Raw genomic sequence first — 22988 nt, forward strand, 5'->3', positions numbered from 1 at the left:
TAGCGCCGCCGCAGCCAAGATGCGGCGGCTCCCTCTTTTCAAACGGATACCGAAATGAGTTCGATTTACACATTCGACGATTTGAAGATGGACGTTGCGGCAGGCCGGATCGATACGGTCATCGGCGCGCAGGTGGACATGCAAGGCCGCCTGATGGGCAAGCGCTTCCAGGCCGAGTACTTCGTCGACAGCGCCTGGAAGGAAACCCATAGCTGCAACTACCTGCTGGCGACCGACATGGAGATGGAGACCGTCTCCGGCTACAAGTCCACCAGTTGGGAAAAGGGTTACGGCGACTACACGATGAAGCCGGATCTTTCGACGCTGCGCAAGCTGCCTTGGCTGGAAGGCACGGCACTGGTGCTTTGCGATGTGCAGGATCATCACACACATGCGGACGTGCCGCATTCGCCACGCGCCATCTTGAAAAAGCAGGTTCAGCGACTTGAGGATATGGGCCTTGCCGCCTTCATGGCCACCGAGCTCGAATTCTTCCTGTTCGACCAGAGTTTTGATGCCGCGCGCGAAAGCGGCTATCGCAACTTGAGGCTCGCCAGCGCCTATAACGAGGACTACCACATCTTCCAGACCACCAAGGAGGAAGAGGTGATGCGGGCGATCCGTACCGGTCTCCAAGGGGCCAATGTGCCGGTGGAAAATTCCAAGGGTGAGGCTTCTGCCGGCCAGGAAGAGATCAATGTCCGCTATGCCGATGCTCTCACCATGGCGGACCGGCATGTGCTGATCAAGAACGCCGTCAAGGAGATCGCATGGTCCAAAGGCAAGTCGGTGACCTTCCTCGCCAAGTGGCATTATAGCGCTGCGGGTTCCTCCTCGCATATCCATCAGTCCCTTTGGAGTGCGGATGGCAAGACGCCGCTGTTTTACGATCCCGCCGCACCGCACGGCATGTCGGACCTGATGCGCCACTATATTGCGGGCCTTCTGGCTTATGCGCAGGAGTACACGCTGTTCCTGGCGCCCTACATCAATTCCTACAAGCGCTTCGTCGCAGGCACATTTGCACCGACCAAGATTGTCTGGAGCAAGGACAACCGTACGGCAGGTTTTCGCCTGTGCGGCGAGGACACCAAGAGCATTCGAATCGAGTGCCGCATCGGCGGCTCAGATCTCAACCCGTATCTTGCCATGGCGGCGCTGATTGCGGCGGGCATCGAGGGTATCAACAACAAGCTGGAGCTTGAGGATGCCTTTGTGGGCGATGCCTATGGATCGAGCGGCGTGAAGGAAATTCCGCGCACGCTTCGCCATGCCACGGAACTGTTCACGAAGTCTGCCATGCTGCGCCAAGCCTTTGGTGATGACGTGATCGATCACTACACCCGTGCTGCGGAATGGGAGCAGGAGGAGTATGATCGACGTGTGACGGATTGGGAGGTGGCGCGCGGCTTCGAGAGGGCATAAAAAGGGCCTCCGACCTCGCGATTTGATCAAACAGGACATGGAAATGACGATGATCCAATGTATCTCGCCCATTGACGGCTCGGTTTATGCCGAGCGTCCGGCGATGCCCTATGAACAGGCCCTCGAGGCAGTGGCGCGCGCCCGCAAGGCGCAGAAGCCCTGGGCGAAGCGTCCGCTGGAAGACCGCGTTCAACTGGTGCTGAAGGGCGTAGCCCGCCTGAATGAAATGGCGGATGAGGTGGTGCCGGAACTCGCCTGGCAGATGGGCCGCCCGGTTCGCTATGGCGGGGAGTTCAAGGGCTTCAATGAGCGCTCCAACTACGTGGCTAATGTGGCCGCCGAAGCGCTGGCGCCCATCGAAGTGGAGCATAGTGCGGCCTTTACGCGCCGCATCGAGCGCGAGCCGCATGGCGTCGTCTTCGTCATTGCGCCCTGGAACTACCCCTACATGACGGCGATCAATACGATCGCTCCGGCACTCATGGCTGGCAATACCGTCATCATCAAACATGCCGCCCAGACGCTTTTGGTGGGTGAGCGTATGGTGCGGGCCTTTGTCGAAGCTGGCGTTCCCGAAGATGTCTTCCAGAACCTGTTCCTGGACCATGCAACGAGCGAGAAGCTGATTGCGGCGGGCTCCTTCAACTTCATCAATTTCACCGGTTCGGTTGCCGGTGGCCGTGCGGTCGAGCGCGCAGCCGCTGGGACCTTTACCGGCATGGGGCTGGAGCTTGGCGGCAAGGACCCCGGCTACGTGATGGAGGATGCCGATCTTGATGCGGCCGTCGATACGCTGATGGATGGCGCCACCTATAATTCGGGCCAGTGCTGCTGCGGCATCGAACGCATCTATGTGCATGAAAGCCTCTATGATGCCTTCGTGGAAAAGTCGGTCGCCTGGGTGTCGAACTACAAGCTCGGCAATCCACTGGACAAGGAAACGACGCTCGGGCCGATGGCCAATGCCCGCTTCGCCAAGGTGGTGCGTGAGCAGATCGCCGATGCCGTTTCCAAGGGTGCCAAGGCGCTGGTCGATCCGAAGCTATTCCCGCAGGACGATGGTGGAGCCTATATCGCGCCACAGATCCTCGTCGATGTCGACCACTCTATGGACTTCATGCGCGAGGAAACATTCGGTCCAGCCGTTGGCATCATGAAAGTCAAGAGCGACGCGGAAGCGCTCGACCTGATGAATGATTGCAAATATGGTCTGACCGTTTCGCTGTGGACCAAGGACGAGGAGCGTGCATCGGGCCTCGGCGCCCAACTCGAAACCGGCACCGTCTTCATGAACCGCTGCGATTATCTCGATCCCGCGCTGGTCTGGACGGGTGTCAAGGAGACCGGCCGGGGCGGATCGCTTTCTGTGCTCGGGTTCCACAATCTGACCCGTCCGAAATCCTACCACTTCAAGAAAGCCTGATTGCCATGAACATCACTGCCAACTGGAGCTACCCCACCGCGATCAAGCTCGGTCGTGGGCGCATCTCGGAGCTTGGGCAGGCCTGCAAAACGCTCGGTATCAACAAGCCGCTGCTGGTGACGGATCGGGGGCTTGCCTCGATGTCGATTACGGCTGCTGCGCTTGACGTGCTGGAAGAGTCAGGCCTCGGCCGTGCGATCTTTTCCGAGGTCGATCCGAACCCGAACGAGCAAAATCTGGAAGCTGGCCTGCGCGCCTACCGCAATGGCGGCCATGATGGCGTTGTTGCCTTCGGTGGCGGCTCGGGCCTCGACCTCGGCAAGCTGATTGCCTTCATGGCAGGCCAGAACCGCCCTGTTTGGGATTTCGAGGATATCGGCGACTGGTGGACGCGCGCTGACGCCTCGAAGATCGCCCCGATCGTTGCCGTGCCGACCACGGCAGGCACCGGCTCAGAAGTCGGTCGCGCTGGCGTTCTGACCAATTCCGCCACGCATGTGAAGAAGATTATCTTCCATCCGAAGATCCTGCCGGGTGTCGTGATCGCCGATCCGGAACTCACCATGGGCATGCCGAAGGTCATCACCGCCGGCACCGGCATGGATGCCTTCGCCCACTGCCTGGAGGCCTATTGCTCGCCGTTCTATCATCCGATGTCTGCCGGCATCGCGCTGGAAGGCATGCGGTTGGTCAAGGAGTTCCTGCCGCGCGCCTTCAAGGACGGCCAGGATCTTGAAGCCCGCACCAATATGATGTCGGCGGCTGCCATGGGCGCGGTTGCCTTCCAGAAGGGGTTGGGTGCCATCCACGCGCTGTCGCATCCGCTCGGTGCCGTCTACAACACCCATCACGGCATGACCAATGCGGTGGTGATGCCGCCGGTGCTGCGATTCAACCGCAAGGCCGTTGAAGAGAAGATCGAGCGCGCCGCCGCCTATCTCGGCATCGCCGGCGGCTTTGATGGCTTCTACTCCTTTGTCCTGGCGCTGCGCGAGGAACTGCATGTGCCTGCCAATCTGACGGCCATGGGCATCAAGCCGGACCGGGTCGACGAACTGACCGCCATGGCGATCGAAGATCCCTCCTGCGGTGGCAATCCGGTTGCGATGACGCTGGAAAATACCAAGCAGCTCTTCCTCGACTGCTTCTGATCGAGGCGATGGCGGCGGGCAGCATCTTTTGCCCGCCGCCGTTATATGCTTTTGGCCTAATACTTCACTAAGTCATGAAAGTTTAAGCGATTTCAGTCTCGGGCAAGCTTTTGCGCGCATTATAATGAGAACTGCTAGGTAATATTAACGGGTCTTGAATTCAGATTTCGTTAACCATGTTTTCGCAGGATCGGACCATAAGGCACCATGCATCCCGAGGTGCTCACGAGAGCAATGCGGCTCGAACACCTTCGAGGAAACACCATGCCCGTAATCTCATTCGCAAATGCCAAGGGTGGCGCCGGCAAGACGACGGCAGCCCTTCTGCTCGCCACGGAACTGGCCCATCAGGGACATCGCGTCACCCTGATCGACGCTGACCCGCAGCACTGGATCAGTCAGTGGCATGAGATGTCCGGTGCCTTGCGCAACATCACGATCGTGACGGAAGTGTCCGTTGCATCCCTGCAGTGTCATTTGCGGGAAATGGCCTCTTCTTCAGACTACTTCATCATCGATCTGGCCGGTGCGCGTGACGCGCTTGTCACCACGGCCATCGGTCTGTCCGATCATGTCATGATCCCGGTGCAGGGGTCGGCGATGGATGCAAAGGGTGCGGCACAGATCCTCGATCTGCTGGCCTTCATGAAGGACAAGGCCGGTCTCGATATCGCCCATTCCGTCGTGCTGACCCGCGTGACGCCGGTCGTCACCACGCGCTCGCTGCTGGCGATCAAGGGGCTTCTTGCTCAGCGCGGCGTCAACGTTTTGAACACCCCGATCGGCGAGCGCACGGCTTTCCGCGAACTCTTCGAAGTGGGCGGTACCCTCTATACGCTCGATCCGGCCAAGGTTTCGAACCTCGACAAGGCGCGGGAAAATTCCCGCGCACTGGCTGACGAAGTGAAGCGCATGATGCCGATGCGGGTTGTCCGTTCCGGCATGCCGCGCATTCTCAGCTTCAACCGCCCGGCGGCGTGATCCTTATCTGATCACTCGCTCACGCCACGCCGAAGCGCTGGCGATAGGCCGCCGGCAGAAGCCCGGTGATCTTGTGAAATGTCTTGCGGAAGGCGGCGGGATCCGAATAGCCGACGGACCAGGCGATCTGGTCGATGGGCCGGTTGGTGAGTTCCAGAGCGTCGCGCGCCTTCATGATGCGGATGTGCTGCAGATATTCCGTTGGGCGCAACCCGGTTGCCTTGGCGAACCGCCGCATGAAAGTGCGCTCGGCCAGACCCGCGCGTGCCGCAAGCTCCGGTATGCCCTCGTTACCCTCGACATGCGCGTGCATATGGTGCTGCACGCGCAGGATCTCGGCATCGCCGTGATCGAATTTTGGAATGAACATGCTATAAGCGCGTTGCTCCAGCCGCGGCGGCTCGATCAGTAGGAAGCGGGCGGTTGCTAGCATCACGCCCGGGCCCAGCAGTTTTGCCACAAGCGTCAAACCCAGATCCGTCCAGGCGAGGATACCGCCTGCGGTCATGATGTCACCGTCGTCAATGACCATTTTTTCGGTGGCAACGCGCACATCGGGGAAGCGATGGGCGAGGGTTTCGGCAAAGGCCCAATGGGTCGTCGCACGCCGATGGTTGATCAGGCCCGTTTCCGCCAGCACGAAGGCACCCGCACAGACCGAACCGAGCGTGACCCCTTGCGCGTGCAGCGAGCTCATCCATTGCGAGGCAGCCGGCATGGCCTGCATCTTCTCAGGCACGATCAGGCTCGGTGGCGCTATGGCGTGCGTGATCTGATGCGGCTCACCCGCATGGCTGTCCCAAACGCAAGCTACGTCGTCGTCCTGCATCCTCCAGTGCGACACTCGTATGGACCTCAGCCTTTTCTGATCCGGTTCGCGTGCCGCCCATTGGCTGGCAATCGTGAAGAGATCCGTCAGTCCGTAGATCGCTGCCAGTTGGCAATCGGGATAGATCAGCAGCGCGATTTCCGCCACGACCATTTCGTTCGGTTTCTTTGTCACTTTTGCCTCGGAAGATGTCATTTCGGCCACCTCTCTTGATCGCATCAAAGAGGCATAACTGTCCATGTCAAAAGCGAGGCGGCGAACGAAATGGCCGCCGAAAGGAACGACATGACCCTTGTCAATTCAAACCTTCCGATGGCGACGCGACGCACGGTTCTCCTCACGGGCGGCAGCCTGATCGCCGCCATCGGCCTCTCCCCCCAAGCCTTCGCACAAGGCCAATCCCATTCCTCTCAACTCGGAGACATTTCCATGAGCAACGGAACCATCACCACCAAGGACGGCACACGCATCTTCTACAAGGACTGGGGTCCGAAGACCGCCCAGCCGATCGTCTTCCATCACGGCTGGCCGCTGAGCGCCGACGACTGGGACAACCAGATGCTCTACTTCCTCTCCAAGGGTTTTCGCGTGATTGCGCATGACCGGCGTGGCCATGGCCGCTCGGACCAGACCGATCACGGCAACGACATGGACACTTACGCCAGCGACGTTGCAGCGCTTGCCAAGCATCTGGACCTGAAGAATGCCGTCCATATCGGCCATTCCACCGGTGGCGGTGAAGTGGCGCGCTATGTCGCCCGCGCCGAAAAGGGCCGGGTCGCCAAGGCCGCATTGCTGGGCGCCGTTCCGCCGATCATGCTGAAGACGGCGGCCAATCCGGAAGGGCTGCCGATGGAGGTGTTTGACGGTATTCGCGCGGCGTTGCTGGCCAACCGGGCGCAGTTCTACATCGATCTGCCCTCCGGCCCGTTCTACGGCTTCAACCGGCCGGGCGCCAAGGTCAGCCAGGGTCTGATTGACAACTGGTGGAGACAGGGCATGGCCGGTGGCGCCAAAGCGCATTACGACTGCATCGCGGTGTTTTCCGAAACGGATTTCACCGAGGATCTGAAGGCGATCCAGGTGCCCGTGCTCGTGCTGCATGGCGAGGATGACCAGGTCGTGCCGATCGCCGACTCCGCCCACAAGGCGATCAAGCTGCTGAAGCATGGCACGCTGAAGACCTATCCCGGTCTGTCGCACGGCATGTTCGCCACGCATCCCGATGTGATCAACCCCGACCTGCTGGCCTTCATCAAGGCCTGAGTAGAAAGGAGAAAGACCGCAGTGGTGTGTGCCGCTGCGGTCTTCTTCATTTCGGGAAGAGGTTTCCAGGCACCCCAATCAATCCGTGAATTCCACCACGGTACCCGGCTTCACCATCTTCGCGAGTTCGGTTGCGTCCCAATTGGTCAGGCGCACACAGCCATGGCTGTTGGTCTTGCCGATCTTGGACGGATCAGGCGTGCCGTGAATGCCGTAGGTGGGCTTCGAAAGCGCGATCCAGACGGTACCGACCGGGCCGTTCGGTCCGGGCGGGATCTGCAGGATCTGGTCGTTATTGCCCTGCTTGAAGTTGATCTTCGGGTTATAGGTATAGCCAGGGTTCAGCGCGATACGCTGCACCGTATGGGTGCCGCTGGGCGAGGGTGTGTCAGTCGAGCCGATGGTGGCCGGATAGGCGGCAATCAGCTTGCCATCGCCGCCATAGGCAAACACCTGCTTACGGCCCTTGTCGGCGACGATGCGCGTCACATCGCCCGTCTTCGGCTGGCCTGGATTGGCGACCTTGATGATGGTGCCGGGAATGGAGAAATCCTTGCCCGGGTTCAGCGATTTCAGGAACCCCTCATCCATGTGGAAACGCTCGGCCAGCGCTTCCGTCACCGAAGTATAGGACATGGCGGGCAGCTGCGCCTTGTGGGCATAGTCTTCCGGAATGGCGGCCACATAAGGCCCGGCCGCGTCCGCTGCCGTGATCGTGTAGTCCACGATCGGCATGCCCCCCGAATAGGAGAGCCGCTGCATGATCTCTTCCGAATTGTTCGGGTCGATCGTCTCGCCGGTCATTTCCTGCCAGGCGGCCAGCGCCTTGTTCACGTTGTCGCCGAGGTGGCCATCGATGACGCCGGGCGATATGCCTTCGCGATCCAGAAACACCTGAAGTGCTACGATTTCGTTCTGCGGCTTGTTGGTAGGGGCGATGATCGGCTTTTGCACATGCGGCACGGCACTTGGCTGCGGCTGCTGCGGCTCGATCGAGGCTTCCTTTTCCTCGCCGTCATCCATGATGCCGCCGTCTTCATTGAGCGGCAGACGAATAATGGAGCTGTCACGCGGCACCGTTCCGGTGATGTCCCCAGGTTCTCCAGGCCGATACTGGCGGTAATCGCGATAGCCGCCGCCGCTGCCATAACCGCCGGCGGCATCGCGCGGCTGATCATACCCACGCGAGGGCGGGGGCAGATAGCGGTTGATGGAGGGTTCGCGATAGGAATCGCGGCGCATCTCTGTGGCGATGATATTGCCGTAGCGATCGATGTAGACGCGACGTCCCATCTGGTCGCGGCTGATCACCACCTCACCGGCGCGCGGCGTGTAATCCAGGATCGCGCCATCGGGGGCGACGAGGACGCTGTCGCTTTGGTATCGTCCCCATCCTTGCGCCGCCGCAGGCAGTGCGGATGCGACGGATAAAAGGACGGCGAGGCCGAGACTTGTCAGAATTGCGCGCTTCACGATATCACCGGTGTTCGAGACCACGAATGTAACCCGGACGCCAAGTCCGTGGTTCCAAACGCTTGAGCTTCCCTGAGACAGGGGAAATTTGACGCGAGTGTGGAAATTTTCGCTGCCGTGGTCAACGGAACATTAAATTTATGTCACAGGCGGTTAACGCCGCGGATGTGAAGAGGGTGGGAGAGAACCGTGAAGGCATTTTTCGCAAACAACGGACCGAAGATTTTCCTCGACCCCACGTCGGTTCTCGATATCGGTGCCTGTATCGTGGACGGAACGGATGTGGCGCCCGGTCGCGCCATTCCCGATGACGGCGATCCGCGAATCGACCACTCGTTGGAAGGCTTTCTCTTCACCTGCGGACCGGATCATATCCGTCACCCTGAAGCCATCGACGGCGATCCGGCCGGGCGCAAATATCCGCTGCATGGGTCTTATTCCTCGCATCCGGCGGAGATCCTGTTCTGGGATGCGCAGGGAGAGGATGCCGAATGCACCGCCCGCGTGGCCGTCAAAACCGCCGATGGCGGGGAGGCGCTGCTGGAACGTCACTGGCGCATCAGTGGCGAAACGGGCGAAGTCTGCCTGACCGATCGGGTCACCAATGTCGGCACCAAGCCGTTTGCGCGTGTGCATATGTACCACATGAATATCGGTGCCTGGCTGTTTGACGACCATGTGCGCCTGAGCGGTGCCATGCTGGAAGGCGGTGGCCATGCCTGGAATTTCGGGCAGGATCCTGGTGGCGTATTCTGTGTGCCCGCCGCCCGTGAAGGCGAGGAATGGGCGGAAGTGGCGCTGGGGCCGATCGCCTCTCTCGGCGGCAAGACGCTCAAGGTCCGTTTCAAGACCGATGGCCTGCCGCATCTGCAGATCTGGCGAAACCAGAAGGCCCCGGCGCACGTCCTAGGCATCGAACCGGTCTCGCATCGCTGGGTGGGGCGTGAAGAGTTGAAGGCATCCGGCGAGCTGAAGATGCTGGCGCCCGGCGAGAGCGCCGACTACGCGCTGCGGTTCAGCTTTACCTGACAGGAAGCCGATCTTCGTTGACGCACCTGATGGTGCGTCGTAAGTGTCTCACGCTTTTTAGACATCCGGAGACGTAGCATGGACATCCGCCAGATCAACGACGAATATTCGGTGACCGGTCAGATCACCCCTGAGGACCTCGACCAGATCAAGGCAATGGGTTTCAAGGCGATCGTCTGCAATCGCCCCGACCACGAAGAGCCGGACCAGCCGACCTTCGCCGATGTGGCAGAACGTGCCCGCGAGCTTGGTCTCGAAATCGCGCATGTGCCTGTCGGCCGCATGGGCGTCGATGGTGACGCGATTGCCGGCATGGTTGACGTGCTGGATGATATGCCGCGCCCGCTGCTTGGCTACTGCCGCTCCGGCGCACGGTCCACCGCCATCTACGAAAAGAGCCTGCACGCACGCGACTGATCCGTGCGGTTCCTTCCTCCGTTTTCTTCCAGCTCATTCACATTGGGGAGCATTTCCATGAGCATCAAGCGTATCGAACCGGGCAAGCGCATGAGCGGTGCCGTCGTTCACGGCAACACCGTTTATCTGGCGGGCCAGGTCGGCGAGGGCACTTCTGTCACCGAACAGTCGAAATCCGCTCTGGCCGAAGTCGACCGCCTGCTGGCTGCCGCCGGCACCGACAAGTCGAAGATCCTGCAGACGCTGATCTACCTCTCTGATATGTCGACCTTTGCGGAAATGAACGCTGTCTGGGAAGCCTGGATCGACCCGGCCAACCCGCCGGCCCGCGCGACATCAGGTGCGCCGCTGGCAACCCCAGACTACAAGGTCGAGTTCATCGTGACGGCCGCTCTCTGAGAGCATTGACAGTTTGAATCAGAAACCCGGTGCATCCTGTTGATGCGCCGGGTTTTTTGTTGGCTGTTCTCCAGATCTCTTTGGAGCTCACCCAACACTGGCTTCGCCCAGCCCCATTTTCGATCAGCGCTTGATGGCGGCAAGCTGTCGGTCGAAGTCCGCCGGGTCGAAATAGTCCCGCCAGACCGTGATCGTTTCGCCTTCTACGGTGAGAGTGCCCATCACCGGCAGCGTGATGGTACCGCCGTTCTCGTGGGTAAAAACGTCGATGCGTTCATTCAGCACCACATTGCCTGCAGCGGCGATATGGGTGACTTTCCAATCCACCTTGAAGGTCGTCCCGATGCCGAACTCGGCATGGAACTGGCGGACATTCTCCCGCCCAATAATATCGGGAAACGGCACATTGTCGTAGATAACATCGTCAGAAAGCATGGCGAGTGCCGCGTCAATGCGGTTGGCGCTCCAGTGATCGAAGAACTCGTTCGCGATTTCAATCGGGGTGCGTGTCATGGTGTGTGTCCTTTGATTGTCGTCAGGCAGCGACGGCGGTTGGATCTGTTGTGCTAGCCGACTTTTACGAGATTGAGCGCCGGCAGTGGGCCACCCGGAAACTGGGTGAGGCGTGCACCGACGGAAAGCGGCCCGAGGTCAATGCCGAAGAAACCCAGTTTCTCGATCATCTGCCCGACCTCGGCTTTGGCGTGGATATCGTCGCCAGAGTAGAAGAGGACTCGCTTGCCGCCATCGCTGGCTGGATCGCTGGTGATGAACTGGGGCGAGAGATGATTGAAGGCCTTCACCACTTTCGCGCCGGGTACCAAGTCGGCAAACACCTCCGAGGACGCGCGCCCGTTCAGCTCAGCGGGCTTGAAGAGCGGCGCTTCGACAGGATTGTTCGCGTCGATAACGATGCGTCCGCCAAAATCGGGTAGTCCTTCCAGCGCCGCTGGCAGCTTTGACCAGTTGACGGCAACGAAAACGATGTCCTTCGACGCGGCTTCTTCCCCTGTGCCGGCGGTGATTGCGGGGCCGAGGGTGCTGACTGCGTCGGCAAGGCTTGCCGGTCCGCGGCTGTTGGACAGGGTCGCTGCGATGCCCTTGCGGGCGAGGACGGTTGCAATGGCGATGCCGATCTGGCCAGCGCCGATAATCCCAATGCTAGACATGGGTGGTTCTCCAGTTTCTGTGGTTGCGGTTCAAGCGGTAAGGCCACCATCGGCGACGATGTCGGCACCGGTGATGAATGCGGCTTCAGGGGTGGCGAGATAGGCGACGAGGCTGGCAATCTCGGAGGCTTGGCCATAGCGACCAATCGCCATGCCCGGACCGACGATCGCTGCGACTGGCCCGTTGGCCGGGTTCATGTCGGTATCCGTCGGTCCCGGATGGACGGTGTTGACCGTGATCCCTTCGGGGCCCAGGTCGCGTGCGAGACTGCGGTTGAAGCCAGCGACCGCCCCTTTGGTCAACGTGTAGACGGACGCTGTTGGAAAGGCCGCATAGCGCGTCATAGACGAGCCGATGTGAATGATGCGCCCGCCGACCGTCATGTGTCGGGCTGCTTCCTGAGTGGCAACGAAGACGCCCGTGACATTGACTGCGAGCATCCGCTCGTAGTCTTCGAATTTGAAGTCCTCGATCGGCGCGTTGATGGCGATGCCTGCATTGTTGACGAGAATGTCAATCCGGCCGAGCGTGTTGACCGTCTGTGCAACGGCGGACCGCACCGCGTCAGGGTTCCCAGCATCCGCCTCAATCGCCAAGGCGCGTCCGCCGTCCGTCACGATTTCAGAGACGATCGCTTCTGCCCTTTCCCGAGAGGCGCTGTAGGTGAGTGCCACTGCTGCGCCATCGGCTGCCAGGCGTCTCGCAATGGCCGCGCCGATCGAGCGCGATCCGCCGGTCACGAGTGCGACTTTGCCTGCAAGTGGTTTGGATGTTTGCGCCATTGTTTTCACTCCATCTGTTTCGATGGAGGGAATATGGCCGGATTATTCTTCTATGATTAGAGAGGGAAGACTTGTATCATCTTCAACGTTTGTTTGAAAAATGGTAGGCGATGGAAACGCTGGCAAACCTCGAATCATTCGCCCGCACGGCAGAGCATGGCAGCTTTTCAGAGGCTGCTCGCCGCTTGTCGCTGACGCCTGCGGCCGTCAGCCGAAACGTCGCCATGCTGGAGCGAAATCTTGGTGTCAGGCTCTTCCACCGCTCGACGAGAAGATTGACCCTGACCGAGGCCGGGGAGAGTTTTCAGCGCTCAATTGCCGATCACCTGGACGGTCTCCAGGCGGCAATTGCCGGGGTATCGACGGACGCCGATCAGCCAAGCGGCGTCCTGAAGGTCAGTCTTCCGCCGACCTTTGGCGTCACCCAGATCCTGCCCTTGTTGCCCGGCTTTCTCGAGCGTTATCCGAAGGTGCGAGTGGAATGGCATTTTGAGAACCGCCAGGTGGACTTGGTCGCGGAAGGTTATGACGCGGCGATCGGGGGCGGCTTCGAACTGGCGCCGGGCCTGATCTCGCGGGCGCTGGCACCTGCCCACATCGTTCCTGTCGCATCACCGATTTACTTGGAAAATCACAAGCTGCCTGTAGATCCATCGGATCTGAAGGCGCTGAACGGCATCGTCATGCGCTCCTTGCGCTCAGGGCGCACGCGCCATTGGACCATGCGCGATATCAATGGTCGGGAAATGCATGCTCCGCTATCCGAGTCCATTGTTGTGAATGACCCGAATGCGATGCAGGAGGCTGCCCTGCTTGGGCTGGGCGTTGCCATGCTTGCCACGGCCGACGCCCTGCCGGCGCTGGAGACGGGCAGGCTGGTTCGACTGATCCCGCGCTGGTATTCGGACGCCGGCGCCATCTCCATCTATTATGGATCGCGTTCCCTCGTTCCGGCCAAGACACGTGTCTTTGTCGACTGGGTTGCATCGGCCTTCAAGGAGAAACGGCTGGCGGAACGCTTCGCCGCAAGCCTGGTGTGATGAGCAGGCTGGCTCCACGCCCGCCCATCACTTCACAATCACACCGTTTTCTCCCGTATCTGCGCGAGCCTGTGCGTCGCCGTGATGGCGACGAGGTGATCTCAGGATTGCGGCTCGGCGGCCAAGGCCTGGATGGCTGCAGCCTTGCGCTGCCTGCGGCTTTCCGGGGAGGAGGGCATTCTTCTCGTCATCGACGCCAAGAACGAACGCGCTGCCCACTGGTACGCCTCGTATGGGGCGGAGCCGCTACAGAGCAAGCCGTTGACGCTTGTCATGCCACTTGCGACGTTCGCGCCCGGCTTGCGGGCAAAGGGTTTGTTGTGAGGAGGGCGGGTGGATGGACAGCGGCGGGTTTTAGATTACGGACTCTTCACGTCCCCAACAGTTCCAAATTTACCGAGAATTGTATCACGTTAGATTGGGCGAGACTAAGCGATCGTCTTCAGTACCTTATCGGTGCCATCTATCAAGTCCGTCACCTGCTGTTCAGTAGGCTCTTTCTGTTTATTATGATCACATATATTTCGTATGTCGCCCAATAGCGTAATGTGCCGCCATTGTGGAACATCAATGACGCCCGCGTCTTTCAACAGCTGATTTAGATCGTTGATGCCGGGATTTTTCTTTGCGACCTTCACCTTATGGTCGTTGCAGACTTGAAGTAGATGCTTTTCCAGCACCACGCCTGCGACTGCACCGGCGGCACGCAGAAATTTATTCTTAAGAAGATGCCTGGCGGATTCAATCTCACTGTCGAACAGATCAGCTTGTACGAGTTGACGTATCTCGAAGAGTGAGCTTTCAAATCGCTTTTCAGCAGCTTTTAGAATGGCGAACTGCTGTTGAAAATGAGGGATCGCAGCTTTGTGATCTACGATTACTTCATCGAAGGGTGACCGCGTAACTCGGAGGCCTTTCAAAGCATCCTGAATCCTGTACGACGCATAAGTAATATCTTTTCGGTTTTTGGGAGCTTCAAAATGTTCTTTGAAATCGGCTAGCCGATCCGGAAGAACTTGACGGATTAGGGCTAGACACTCTGAATACCATGATTCGTAGGTAACGGTGAATGAGGGTAGCTTTTTCAAGCCAGTCACGATTCGCTTTCGTTCGCTTTCGGCTGCATCATTATTTAGTGTTTTCGCAAGTTCATCGGCGCCGTGAATTTTTACAAGAAGTGCCAATTCGAGCTTGCCAGCGTCCTCAAGTAGCTTTTCAAGATCAGCCTTATAACGAGCTATATTGAGCGCCACCTTTGCCCTCCCGTAGCACTTCCTTGCTTGTATCTTGATCTAACTGCAGCGCGTGCACAAGTTATAAGAGCACGCGACGCGCCCATATACGAATTTGCTTCAACTCAAGTTGATGAGCAAACGGCGCGTTCCGTCAACGGCGCGTATCGTCGACTCGCGGTGATCTTGTCCGTTCCTCCCACCCCTCAGCTCTTCTCCCTGATCTGCGTCAGGGTGCGCGTCGGGGTGATCGCCTCCGGCGACAGCATCACTTCGATGATGGCTGGCTTACCGCTCGCGCGGGCGCGCTCATAGGCCGGGCCGAAGTCCGCGGTCTTCTCGACGCGTTCGCCATGGCCGCCATAGGCCGCCGCGAAGGCGACGAAGTCAGGGTTGACGAGATCGGTGGCGCTGACGCGTCCCGGAAACTCCCGCTCCTGATGCATGCGGATCGTGCCATAGGTGCCGTTGTTGACCAGCACGGTAATGATCGGCAGGTGATAGCGCACGGCGGTGATGAACTCCTGCCCATGCATCATGAAGCAGCCGTCACCCGCGAAGCAGACGACTTCGCGTTCAGGGAACAGCTGCTTGGCGGCAACCGCTGCCGGCAGGCCATAGCCCATGGAGCCTGAGGTGGGGGCAGCCTGCGTGTTATAGGCCTGAAAGCGGTGGAAGCGGTGCAGCCAGGTGGCGTAGTTACCCGCGCCATTGGTGAAGATGGCGGTCTTCGGCGTGTTCGCTTCGATCCAGTCCATGATCGGGCCCATCTGCACATCGCCGGGGCCGGTCTGCGGCGGCGTCGACCAGTGCAGATAGGCATCGTGCATGTCAGCGCTGCGCTCCGCCCAGATGGGAAGCGCCGGCGGCTCCAGATCCTTGATCGCCGCAACGAATTCCGCAGGAGCCGCCGGGATGGCGAGATCCGGCCGGTAGATGCGGCCAAGCTCTTCCGGGTCCGGGTGGATGTGGATCAGCTTCTGCCTGGGGTAGGGGATGTCGATCAACGTATAGCCGGACGAGGGCATTTCCGACATGCGGCTGCCGAGCAGGATCAAGAGATCGGACTCCTTGATCTCCTTGGCCAGCGCCGGATTGATGCCAATGCCGACATCGCCCGCGTAGCAGGTGTGCAGGTGATCAAACAGCATCTGACGGCGGAAGGAGCAGCCGACCGGCACGCGGAAGCGTTCGGCAAACGAGCGGAAGTCATCAACCGCCTGTTCGTTCCAGCGGGTGCCGCCGAGGATGAACATCGGGCGCTGCGCCTCGCGCAGCAGTTTTTCGAAGGCCTTGATCTGGCTTGTGCCGGGATGGCTTTCCACGGGCATATAGGGGCGGGCGTCCGGCGCCTCCACCACATCGCGCAGCATGTCTTCGGGGAGCGTCAGCACGACCGGGCCGGGGCGGCCCGAGGTGGCGACCGCAAAGGCGCGCGTGACGAATTCCGGAATGCGGCGGGCGTCATCGATCTCGCCGACCCATTTGGCGAATTCGGTGAAGGCGCGGCGATATTCCACTTCCTGGAAGGCTTCGCGCTCGCGAGCGTCGCGCTGCACCTGGCCGATGAACAGGATCATCGGAATGGAATCCTGCATGGCCACATGCAGGCCGGCGGAAGCATTGGTGGCGCCGGGGCCACGGGTCACCATGCATATGCCGGGCTGGCCGGTGAGACGACCCCAGCAATCGGCCATCATCGCCGCGCCACCTTCCTGGCGGCAGACCAGCACATCGATGCCGCTTTCATAGAGCGCATCCAGCACCGCCAGATAGCTTTCTCCCGGCACGCAGGAAACACGGCTGACGCCGTTTGCCTTCAGTGCCTCGACGATGAGCTGTCCGCCGGTCTTCATGATCTCGGTCCTTCCTGTTGCTTAGCATTCAATTCGGCAATGATATCGTCCGTATGCTCGCCAAGCTTGGGGCTTGGCCTGACATAGCTGAGCGGCGTTGCGGACATGATGATCGGCGTACGCACACCGGGGATAGAGGTGCCGTCGGCGGCCTCGAGATCGACCCTCAGCTTGCGCGCCTTTATCTGCGGGTCCTCGAACATCTCGGCGATGGAATTGATCGGCCCGGCCGGCACGGCATTGTCGCCGCAGGCCTTCAGCAGATCTGCCTTCGGCCATTTGGAGGTCTCGGCAATCACGGCGGCGCGCACATCCACCCGGTTGGCGACGCGGGCCTTGTTGGTGGCATAGCGTTCGTCATCCGCCAGCGCCTCAATGCCGAGGATGGCGCAGAGGCGGCGGAACTGGCCGTCATTGCCGATGGCCAGAATCAGATGGCCGTCGGCCGTCGGAACGACCTCGTAAGGGCTGATATTGGGATGCGCATTGCCGAGACGGGTCGGCGCCCTGCCGGAAATGAGATAGTTGAGGTTCTGGTTGGCAAGCACCGCCGACATGACATCGAAGAGCGCCATATCGATATGCTGGCCTTCGCCGGTCTTCAGCACGTGGATCAGCGCGGCCTGGATGGCGGTGACCGCATAAATGCCGGTGAAGATATCGGCAATCGCCACGCCCGCCTTCATCGGCTCGCCATCGGTCGCACCTGTGATCGACATGAAGCCGGACATGCCCTGCACGATGTAATCATAGCCCGCGAGGCTGGCATAGGGACCGTTCTGGCCAAAGCCGGTGATGGAGCAATAGATCAGCTTCGGGTTGATCGCCTTCAGGCTCTGATAGTCGAGGCCGTATTTGGTCAGCCCATCCAGCTTGAAGTTCTCGATCAGCACATCGGCATCGGCCACCAGCTGGCGGACGATCTCCTGGCCCTCAGGGGTCTTCAGGTCCACGGCAATCGAGCGCTTGCCGCGGTTGGTGGAATGGTAATAGGCGGCAGACAGGTTTTCGCCATCCTGGCCCATCACGAAGGGCGGCCCCCAGGCGCGGGTGTCGTCGCCACCGTCGGGATTTTCCACCTTGATGACATCGGCGCCGAGATCGGCCAGCATCTGCCCCGCCCAGGGGCCAGCCAGCACGCGGGCCAGTTCGATCACGCGGATGCCGCCCAAGGGGGGCTTTTTGTGGTTCTCTTCTGTCATGTTTCACTCTTTACCATGCGGTGGCGAGGTTTGAGTTCACGCCCTCACCGGCTTCCGCTTCGCTCAGCGTACTTCTCCCCGTGGGGGAGAGGGGAGTCTCGACGGCTGCGGCGCTTTCCCTTCCCCCAGTGGGGAGAAGGTGCCCAACGGGCGGATGAGGGGTGGACTTATATGATCATGGCAATCGTCTTATCTCCACCCGGGGCGCGCAGCACTTGATATCTCCTCATGAGGTCATTCCGCCGATGGAACATCGTCCGGCCCGTGCAGGCTTTCACGTGCCCATGCGGCAAACTCCTCCATTGCCGCTTCACGGCCAAATTCCTTCAGCGTTTCATGCCGCATGTCGGGATAGATCCGCTTGCTGATGCGTGAAAAACCTCGTGAGGCAAGAGTATGGGACAGCCAGGATGTCGCCTTGGCCTTGTCGGTTGCCGGGTCCTCGCCGCCGCCGACCAGATGGATGGGCAGCGTCTTTCGCACACGGGAAAGAAGGTCGGCGTCTGTGCCGCGGAAGGTCAGCGCAAAGACGTCCAGCCACAGCGAGATACTGATTGGGAAGCCGCAAAGCGGGTCTGCATTGTACTTTGCCACCTCTGCCCGGTCGCGGCTCAGCCAGTCCGCATCTGTCTGGTAGTCGGGCATGGAGCGCCCCCAGGTGGTAAAGGTGGCGCGTGGAAGAATGGCGCTAGGCACATCCGAACCCTTCAAGGCCCTCTCCGTCAACAGCACGCCCTGCGCCACGCGTCCGAGCCAGCCCACGGCGAAATTCGAATTCCAGATAGCGACGCCGTCATAATCCTGGGGGTGGCTGAGGATGCTATTGAGCGCAATCAACCCGCCCATGGAATGGCCGAAGAGAATGACGGGCAGGCCCGGATGATGGCGCGCGATTTCACCGCGAACTGCCGCCACGTCGGCAATCACCTTGTCCACCCCATCCTGCTGAGCGAATCGCCCTCTCACGGCATCCGGAGCCGTTGTCAGGCCGTGGCCACGATGATCATGCGCAAAGACATGAAAGCCCTTTGCCGCCATGAAGTGCGCAAATTCCGCATAACGTCCGCTGTGCTCGCCAAGACCATGGCAGATCTGCAGCACGCCGATCGCCGGCCCATCCGCCGGCTGAATGCGCAATGCGAGGTTCGCGCCGGTCGCGCTCGAAAGGTGTTGAATTTCTTCGAACATGGCGTCCTCCCTGACGCATTGGAGGACACTCTATTTCGCGCGTGGGCGCAACGGGGATGCCGCTCTCTCCACGCATCAAATTGAGATTCAGTTGCTTGTGCGGTGCGATGAAGCCTGCTTAAATAATCGCGATACGTGCCTGGGGAGGCTCAAAATGGCTGTGTTCCGCGTTCTCGTTGCGTCTGTGATTCTCGCCGGTAGCGCTTGCCTAAGCCAGGCCGAAGCGGCCCCGAGGAATGAAACACGCAACCTTCTTGCCATCAGCTGGCAGCCGGCCTTCTGCGAGGGCAAGCCCGATAAGACGGAATGCAAGACGCAGAGCGCCGATCGCTTTGACGCGTCACATTTTTCTCTCCATGGTCTCTGGTCCATGAAGGCAGACTACTGCAACGTTTCCAATGCGCTGGAAGTGAAAGACAACCGTGGCGAATGGTCTGAGCTTCCGCCGGTTGAGCTCAGTGCTGAAACGCGTAAAGCGCTCGACAAGGTGATGCCCGGCACCATGTCCCATCTCGATCGCCACGAGTGGATCAAGCATGGCACCTGCTTCGGCATGGACCAGGAAACCTATTTCAAGACAGTCATCGGCATGATGGAGATGATCAACACCTCTGCCGTTGCCGAACTGTTTGCAAGCCGCATCGGCAAGAACGTTCAGGAAGAGGAAATCCGCAAGGCCTTTGTGGACGCCTTCGGGGAAGATGCAGACCGCCGCGTCAAGATGCAGTGCCGCCGCGATGGCAAGCGTCGCATCATTACGGAAATCACCATTGGCCTCGGTGAGGTAAAGCCTTTTAGCGCCAATATGAAGGACCTGATCAGGGCAGCAGGCACGACTTCCTTCGGATGCAGCGAAGGCATCGTGGATCCGGTCGGGTTGCAGTAGCTTTCGTCGCGTAGATCGGCTTTCGACATTGCCCCGCTTGCCGGTTTCGCCTACATAGCGGCGACCCCTCTATTTTCGGCGCGCGGAGCAATTGACCACATGGCACGTCAGTTCATTTATCACATGGCCGGCCTCAACAAGGCCTATGGCAACAAGAAAATTCTCGAAAACGTCCATCTGTCATTCTATCCGGATGCCAAGATCGGCATTCTCGGCCCGAACGGTGCCGGTAAGTCGACAATTCTGAAGATCATGGCCGGTCTCGACAAGGAATGGACCGGCGAAGCCTGGCTCGCCGAAGGCGCAACGCTCGGCTACCTTCCGCAGGAGCCGCAGCTCGACCCGACCAAGACCGTGTTCGAGAACGTGATGGAAGGCGTTGCCGACAAGACGGCAATCCTCAATCGCTACAACGAACTGATGATGAATTATTCCGACGAGACCGCCGAAGAAGGCGCGAAGCTCCAGGACATCATCGACAGCCAGAACCTCTGGGATCTGGAACAGCAGGTCGAAATGGCGATGAGCGCGCTGGCCTGCCCCCCGGGTGATGCCGCGATCGAGGGCCTGTCGGGCGGTGAGCGCCGCCGCGTGGCACTGTGCCAGCTGCTGCTGCGCAAGCCGGACCTGCTCCTCCTCGACGAACCGACCAACCACCTCGACGCCGAGACGATCGCGTGGCTGGAACAGCACCTGCGCGAATATCCGGGCGCCATCCTTATGGTTACCCACGACCGCTACTTCCTCGACAACGTGACGGGCTGGATTCTCGAGCTCGATCGCGGTCGCGGCATTCCTTACGAAGGCAACTACTCGGCCTATCTGGAAGCCAAGGCCAAGCGCATGGCGCAGGAAGAGCGCGAAGAAGGCAGCCGCCGCAAGGCGCTATCTCGCGAACAGGCCTGGATTGCATCGAGCCCCAAGGCCCGTCAGGCCAAGTCCAAGGCCCGTATCCGCGCCTATGACGAACTGGTGGCAGCGGCCGAAAACCGCCGTCCCGGCGAAGCGCAGATCATCATCCCGATCGCCGAGCGTCTGGGGCAGGTTGTCATCGAGGCCGACAATATCTCCAAGTCCTATGACGGCCGCGTCCTGTTTGAGAACCTCTCCTTCAAGCTGCCGCCGGGCGGCATTGTCGGCGTCATCGGTCCAAACGGCGCGGGTAAGTCGACGCTCTTCCGCCTGATCACCGGCCAGGAACAGCCGGATACCGGCTCGATCCGCATCGGTGACACGGTTCAACTCAGCTATGTCGACCAGAGCCGTGACTCGCTTGACGGGTCGAAGAACGTCTGGGAAGAAATTTCCGGCGGCACCGACATCGTCAAGCTCGGCAAGTACGAGATGAACTCGCGCGCCTATTGCGGCGCTTTCAACTTCAAGGGCACGGACCAGCAGAACAAGGTCGGCAACCTGTCCGGTGGTCAGCGTAACCGCGTTCACCTTGCCAAGATGCTGAAGTCCGGCGGCAACGTTCTGCTGCTCGACGAACCGACCAACGACCTCGACACTGAAACGCTCGGCGCGCTTGAGGACGCACTGGAAGATTTCGCCGGATGCGCCGTTATCATCAGCCACGACCGCATGTTCCTCGACCGTCTGGCCACGCATATCCTCGCCTTCGAAGGCGACAGCCATGTGGAATGGTTCGAAGGTAACTTCGAAGACTACGAGGAAGACAAGATCCGCCGCCTCGGCGCCGAAGCAGCCAATCCGAAGCGGGCGACCTATAAGCGCCTAACGCGCTAAGTCAATTTCCCCCGAAATCCTGTGGTTTCGGGGGCAATTTCATTGGGGTCACATCAAAGTTTAGTAATTTTTTATGACCCAGAGTCATGCTGCGCCGCAAAGTTATCGAGACTGGCGGGCTGAAGATGTTTTCCATTAGAAATGTATTGATCACGATATTCGGTGTCATCAGCATCGCCCTATCGGGATTTGTGTGCCGGGAGCTGTACGACTCCTATCAGCGTTACAGCAATCAAACGGCTGTCGTTAAATATTCGACGATCAACAAGGCCTTGTTCGAATTCTTGGTCAACTATCGCCTGGAGCGAGGCCGCACCAACACTGCGTTCCTTGCTCCGAGCGATAAGATGGGCGGTTTCAGTGACATCGCCACCTATCGCAAGGCGGTTGACGATGCATATAAGACTATAACGGCCTTCTCGTTTGATGATATGCCAGCCAACCTGCAGGTCCCGCTGAAGAAGCTTGTTCCGGACTATCAGGGTCTGGTTGCAATGCGCGGTCAGGTGGACACGGAATTCTCCAAAGCTGTCGATGTCCGTGACAAGCAGTTGAAGGCACGGCAGATGTCGCAGGGGCAGGCCGTCCTTGACAATCTGGAAATTGCTTCCGGCGTGACCGAAGCCAAGATCCGTGAACTGGATAGCACCCTGTCCGACATACTGGTTGTCCGCGAGGCCGCTTGGGCAGCCCGCGCTGCTTCCGGCAACGAGTCCAATTATATCGCGGGTGCAGTGATTAGCGGTCAGGCGCTTGAGAAGAAGGATGTCTTCGACCTCATTGCCAACCGTATCCGTGGCAACGAAGCCTGGCAGCGCGTGCGCAATTATATAACGTCTGCCTCGGTGCCGGATGAGCTGCGCAAGGTACGCGATGTCGCTGAACGGGATTACTTTGGCGGCACAGCCTGGAGTTTCCGCGACGATCTTTATAAGGCGCTTACCAGTGGCGGCACCTCCAAGACGACGCTCGACGAGTGGAATGCGATCAACATCAAGGGCCAGGCGACCATTGCCGAGGTTGCTTTGACCGCGGTGAAAGCTGCCCGAGACCGAGCCGCAGAGAACGCATCCGATGCTCTCGAATACGTGATGATCTATGCTGCAATCCTGGTGACCACCCTGGTTGTCGGAATTGCCGGCATGGCGATCATCATTCGTCGCGTCATTCGTCCTATTGCCGGTTTGACCGCCTCGATGACACATCTCGCCGATGGCGATACGCAGTCTCTGATCCCGTTCACGAGCCGTCAGGATGAGATTGGCGGCATGGCGGGTTCTGTGGAAGTGTTCCGTCAGGCTGCCATCCGTAACAAGCAGCTTGAGGCGGAAGCGGAAGAGAACCGCAAGCGCGCGGAGGCGGGTCGCATCGAGGTGCAGCGTCTGGCGGAAGCCGAAGCGCAGGAGCGTCTGGAGCGTGCGACAGGTTCGCTGGCGGCTGGCCTGAAGCGTCTCGCTTCCGGCGACATGCTCTGCGAGATCCACGAACAG

At 59.8% G+C, this 22988-nt stretch carries 21 protein-coding genes and 1 pseudogene; 13 read left to right on the forward strand and 9 right to left on the reverse strand.

Annotated features, from left to right (window positions below):
• The first annotated feature begins 54 nt into the window (after positions 1 to 54).
• The 4 genes from Q2T52_RS10550 (at position 55) to Q2T52_RS10565 (ending at position 4980) form a co-directional block, all read left to right on the forward strand.
• Entirely contained in the window at positions 55 to 1425 is a 1371-nt protein-coding gene (locus Q2T52_RS10550) for a glutamine synthetase family protein (RefSeq protein WP_302076681.1), read from the forward strand.
• Positions 1426 to 1468: 43 nt separating this feature from the next.
• Positions 1469 to 2848, forward strand: a complete 1380-nt coding sequence (locus tag Q2T52_RS10555) for an aldehyde dehydrogenase family protein (RefSeq protein WP_302076682.1) — start codon at positions 1469 to 1471, stop codon at positions 2846 to 2848.
• 5 nt (positions 2849 to 2853) lie between these two features.
• A complete protein-coding gene (locus Q2T52_RS10560; RefSeq protein WP_302076683.1) occupies positions 2854 to 3999 on the forward strand; it encodes an iron-containing alcohol dehydrogenase in 1146 nt (381 codons plus the stop codon).
• Between the two features lie 264 nt (positions 4000 to 4263).
• Positions 4264 to 4980 (forward strand): AAA family ATPase, encoded by a 717-nt coding sequence (locus Q2T52_RS10565; RefSeq protein ID WP_302076684.1) that lies wholly within the window; start codon positions 4264 to 4266, stop codon positions 4978 to 4980.
• Positions 4981 to 4999: 19 nt separating this feature from the next.
• Here Q2T52_RS10565 and Q2T52_RS10570 read toward each other — a convergent pair whose 3' ends face one another.
• Positions 5000 to 5983, reverse strand: a complete 984-nt coding sequence (locus Q2T52_RS10570; RefSeq protein ID WP_367187294.1) for a GlxA family transcriptional regulator — start codon at positions 5981 to 5983, stop codon at positions 5000 to 5002.
• Positions 5984 to 6238: 255 nt separating this feature from the next.
• Here Q2T52_RS10570 and Q2T52_RS10575 point away from each other — a divergent pair, with 255 nt between their 5' ends.
• Positions 6239 to 7075, forward strand: a complete 837-nt coding sequence (locus Q2T52_RS10575) for an alpha/beta fold hydrolase (protein WP_436799521.1) — start codon at positions 6239 to 6241, stop codon at positions 7073 to 7075.
• 78 nt (positions 7076 to 7153) lie between these two features.
• Here Q2T52_RS10575 and Q2T52_RS10580 read toward each other — a convergent pair whose 3' ends face one another.
• On the reverse strand, positions 7154 to 8548 hold the full coding sequence (locus Q2T52_RS10580) for a L,D-transpeptidase (protein ID WP_302076731.1): 1395 nt from the start codon (positions 8546 to 8548) through the stop codon (positions 7154 to 7156).
• 189 nt (positions 8549 to 8737) lie between these two features.
• On the opposite strand from Q2T52_RS10580, the gene Q2T52_RS10585 reads away from it, so the two are divergent.
• The 3 genes from Q2T52_RS10585 to Q2T52_RS10595 all read left to right on the forward strand — a co-directional run bounded on the left by Q2T52_RS10585 (position 8738) and on the right by Q2T52_RS10595 (position 10393).
• A complete protein-coding gene (locus Q2T52_RS10585; protein WP_302076686.1) occupies positions 8738 to 9577 on the forward strand; it encodes a DUF4432 family protein in 840 nt (279 codons plus the stop codon).
• Positions 9578 to 9655: 78 nt separating this feature from the next.
• Positions 9656 to 9994 carry a protein tyrosine phosphatase family protein gene (locus Q2T52_RS10590; RefSeq protein ID WP_302076687.1) on the forward strand — a complete coding sequence of 113 codons (339 nt, stop codon included), beginning with the start codon at positions 9656 to 9658 and terminating at the stop codon, positions 9992 to 9994.
• Positions 9995 to 10051: 57 nt separating this feature from the next.
• Positions 10052 to 10393: a RidA family protein gene (locus tag Q2T52_RS10595; protein ID WP_302076688.1), complete on the forward strand. Its 342-nt coding sequence runs from the start codon at positions 10052 to 10054 to the stop codon at positions 10391 to 10393.
• Between the two features lie 123 nt (positions 10394 to 10516).
• On the opposite strand, the gene Q2T52_RS10600 is transcribed toward Q2T52_RS10595, so the two are convergent.
• From Q2T52_RS10600 to Q2T52_RS10610, 3 genes are read right to left on the reverse strand one after another with little or no spacing between them, the layout of a single operon-like run.
• Positions 10517 to 10906, reverse strand: coding sequence for a limonene-1,2-epoxide hydrolase family protein (locus Q2T52_RS10600; RefSeq protein ID WP_302076689.1), 390 nt, complete (start codon positions 10904 to 10906; stop codon positions 10517 to 10519).
• Between the two features lie 53 nt (positions 10907 to 10959).
• Positions 10960 to 11562: an NADPH-dependent F420 reductase gene (locus Q2T52_RS10605; RefSeq protein WP_302076690.1), complete on the reverse strand. Its 603-nt coding sequence runs from the start codon at positions 11560 to 11562 to the stop codon at positions 10960 to 10962.
• Positions 11563 to 11592: 30 nt separating this feature from the next.
• Entirely contained in the window at positions 11593 to 12345 is a 753-nt protein-coding gene (locus Q2T52_RS10610; protein WP_302076691.1) for a 3-oxoacyl-ACP reductase family protein, read from the reverse strand.
• A 110-nt stretch (positions 12346 to 12455) separates the two neighbouring features.
• On the opposite strand from Q2T52_RS10610, the gene Q2T52_RS10615 reads away from it, so the two are divergent.
• Both Q2T52_RS10615 and Q2T52_RS10620 read left to right on the forward strand, forming a co-directional pair.
• Entirely contained in the window at positions 12456 to 13385 is a 930-nt protein-coding gene (locus tag Q2T52_RS10615) for a LysR family transcriptional regulator (RefSeq protein WP_302076692.1), read from the forward strand.
• A 104-nt stretch (positions 13386 to 13489) separates the two neighbouring features.
• Positions 13490 to 13709 (forward strand): annotated as a pseudogene (locus Q2T52_RS10620) (N-acetyltransferase); the annotation flags it as partial.
• A 104-nt stretch (positions 13710 to 13813) separates the two neighbouring features.
• On the opposite strand, the gene Q2T52_RS10625 reads toward Q2T52_RS10620, so the two are convergent.
• From Q2T52_RS10625 to Q2T52_RS10640, 4 genes are all read right to left on the reverse strand, one after another.
• The gene (locus Q2T52_RS10625) at positions 13814 to 14638 is read right to left on the reverse strand and encodes a hypothetical protein (protein ID WP_302076693.1); all 825 of its coding nucleotides are present in this window, start codon (positions 14636 to 14638) and stop codon (positions 13814 to 13816) included.
• Positions 14639 to 14823: 185 nt separating this feature from the next.
• Positions 14824 to 16473: a thiamine pyrophosphate-binding protein gene (locus tag Q2T52_RS10630; protein ID WP_302076694.1), complete on the reverse strand. Its 1650-nt coding sequence runs from the start codon at positions 16471 to 16473 to the stop codon at positions 14824 to 14826.
• Positions 16470 to 17675 carry a succinate--glutarate CoA-transferase gene (gene caiB, locus Q2T52_RS10635; protein WP_302076695.1) on the reverse strand — a complete coding sequence of 402 codons (1206 nt, stop codon included), beginning with the start codon at positions 17673 to 17675 and terminating at the stop codon, positions 16470 to 16472. Before caiB ends, Q2T52_RS10630 begins: the two co-directional genes overlap by 4 nt.
• A gap of 234 nt (positions 17676 to 17909) precedes the next feature.
• The gene (locus tag Q2T52_RS10640; protein WP_302076696.1) at positions 17910 to 18863 is read right to left on the reverse strand and encodes an alpha/beta fold hydrolase; all 954 of its coding nucleotides are present in this window, start codon (positions 18861 to 18863) and stop codon (positions 17910 to 17912) included.
• 154 nt (positions 18864 to 19017) lie between these two features.
• Between Q2T52_RS10640 and Q2T52_RS10645 the strand changes: the two genes are divergently transcribed.
• The 3 genes from Q2T52_RS10645 to Q2T52_RS10655 all read left to right on the forward strand — a co-directional run.
• Complete coding sequence (locus Q2T52_RS10645; RefSeq protein ID WP_302076697.1) at positions 19018 to 19749, forward strand: ribonuclease T2 family protein; 732 nt, start codon at positions 19018 to 19020, stop codon at positions 19747 to 19749.
• 99 nt (positions 19750 to 19848) lie between these two features.
• On the forward strand, positions 19849 to 21498 hold the full coding sequence (gene ettA / locus Q2T52_RS10650; protein ID WP_302076698.1) for an energy-dependent translational throttle protein EttA: 1650 nt from the start codon (positions 19849 to 19851) through the stop codon (positions 21496 to 21498).
• Positions 21499 to 21584: 86 nt separating this feature from the next.
• Positions 21585 to 22988 (forward strand): HAMP domain-containing protein (locus Q2T52_RS10655; protein ID WP_302076699.1); only part of this gene is annotated, 1404 nt, incomplete at its 3' end.

Origin of the sequence: Rhizobium oryzicola (assembly GCF_030504645.1) — a bacterium.
GTDB classification, from domain to species: domain Bacteria; phylum Pseudomonadota; class Alphaproteobacteria; order Rhizobiales; family Rhizobiaceae; genus Neorhizobium; species Neorhizobium oryzicola.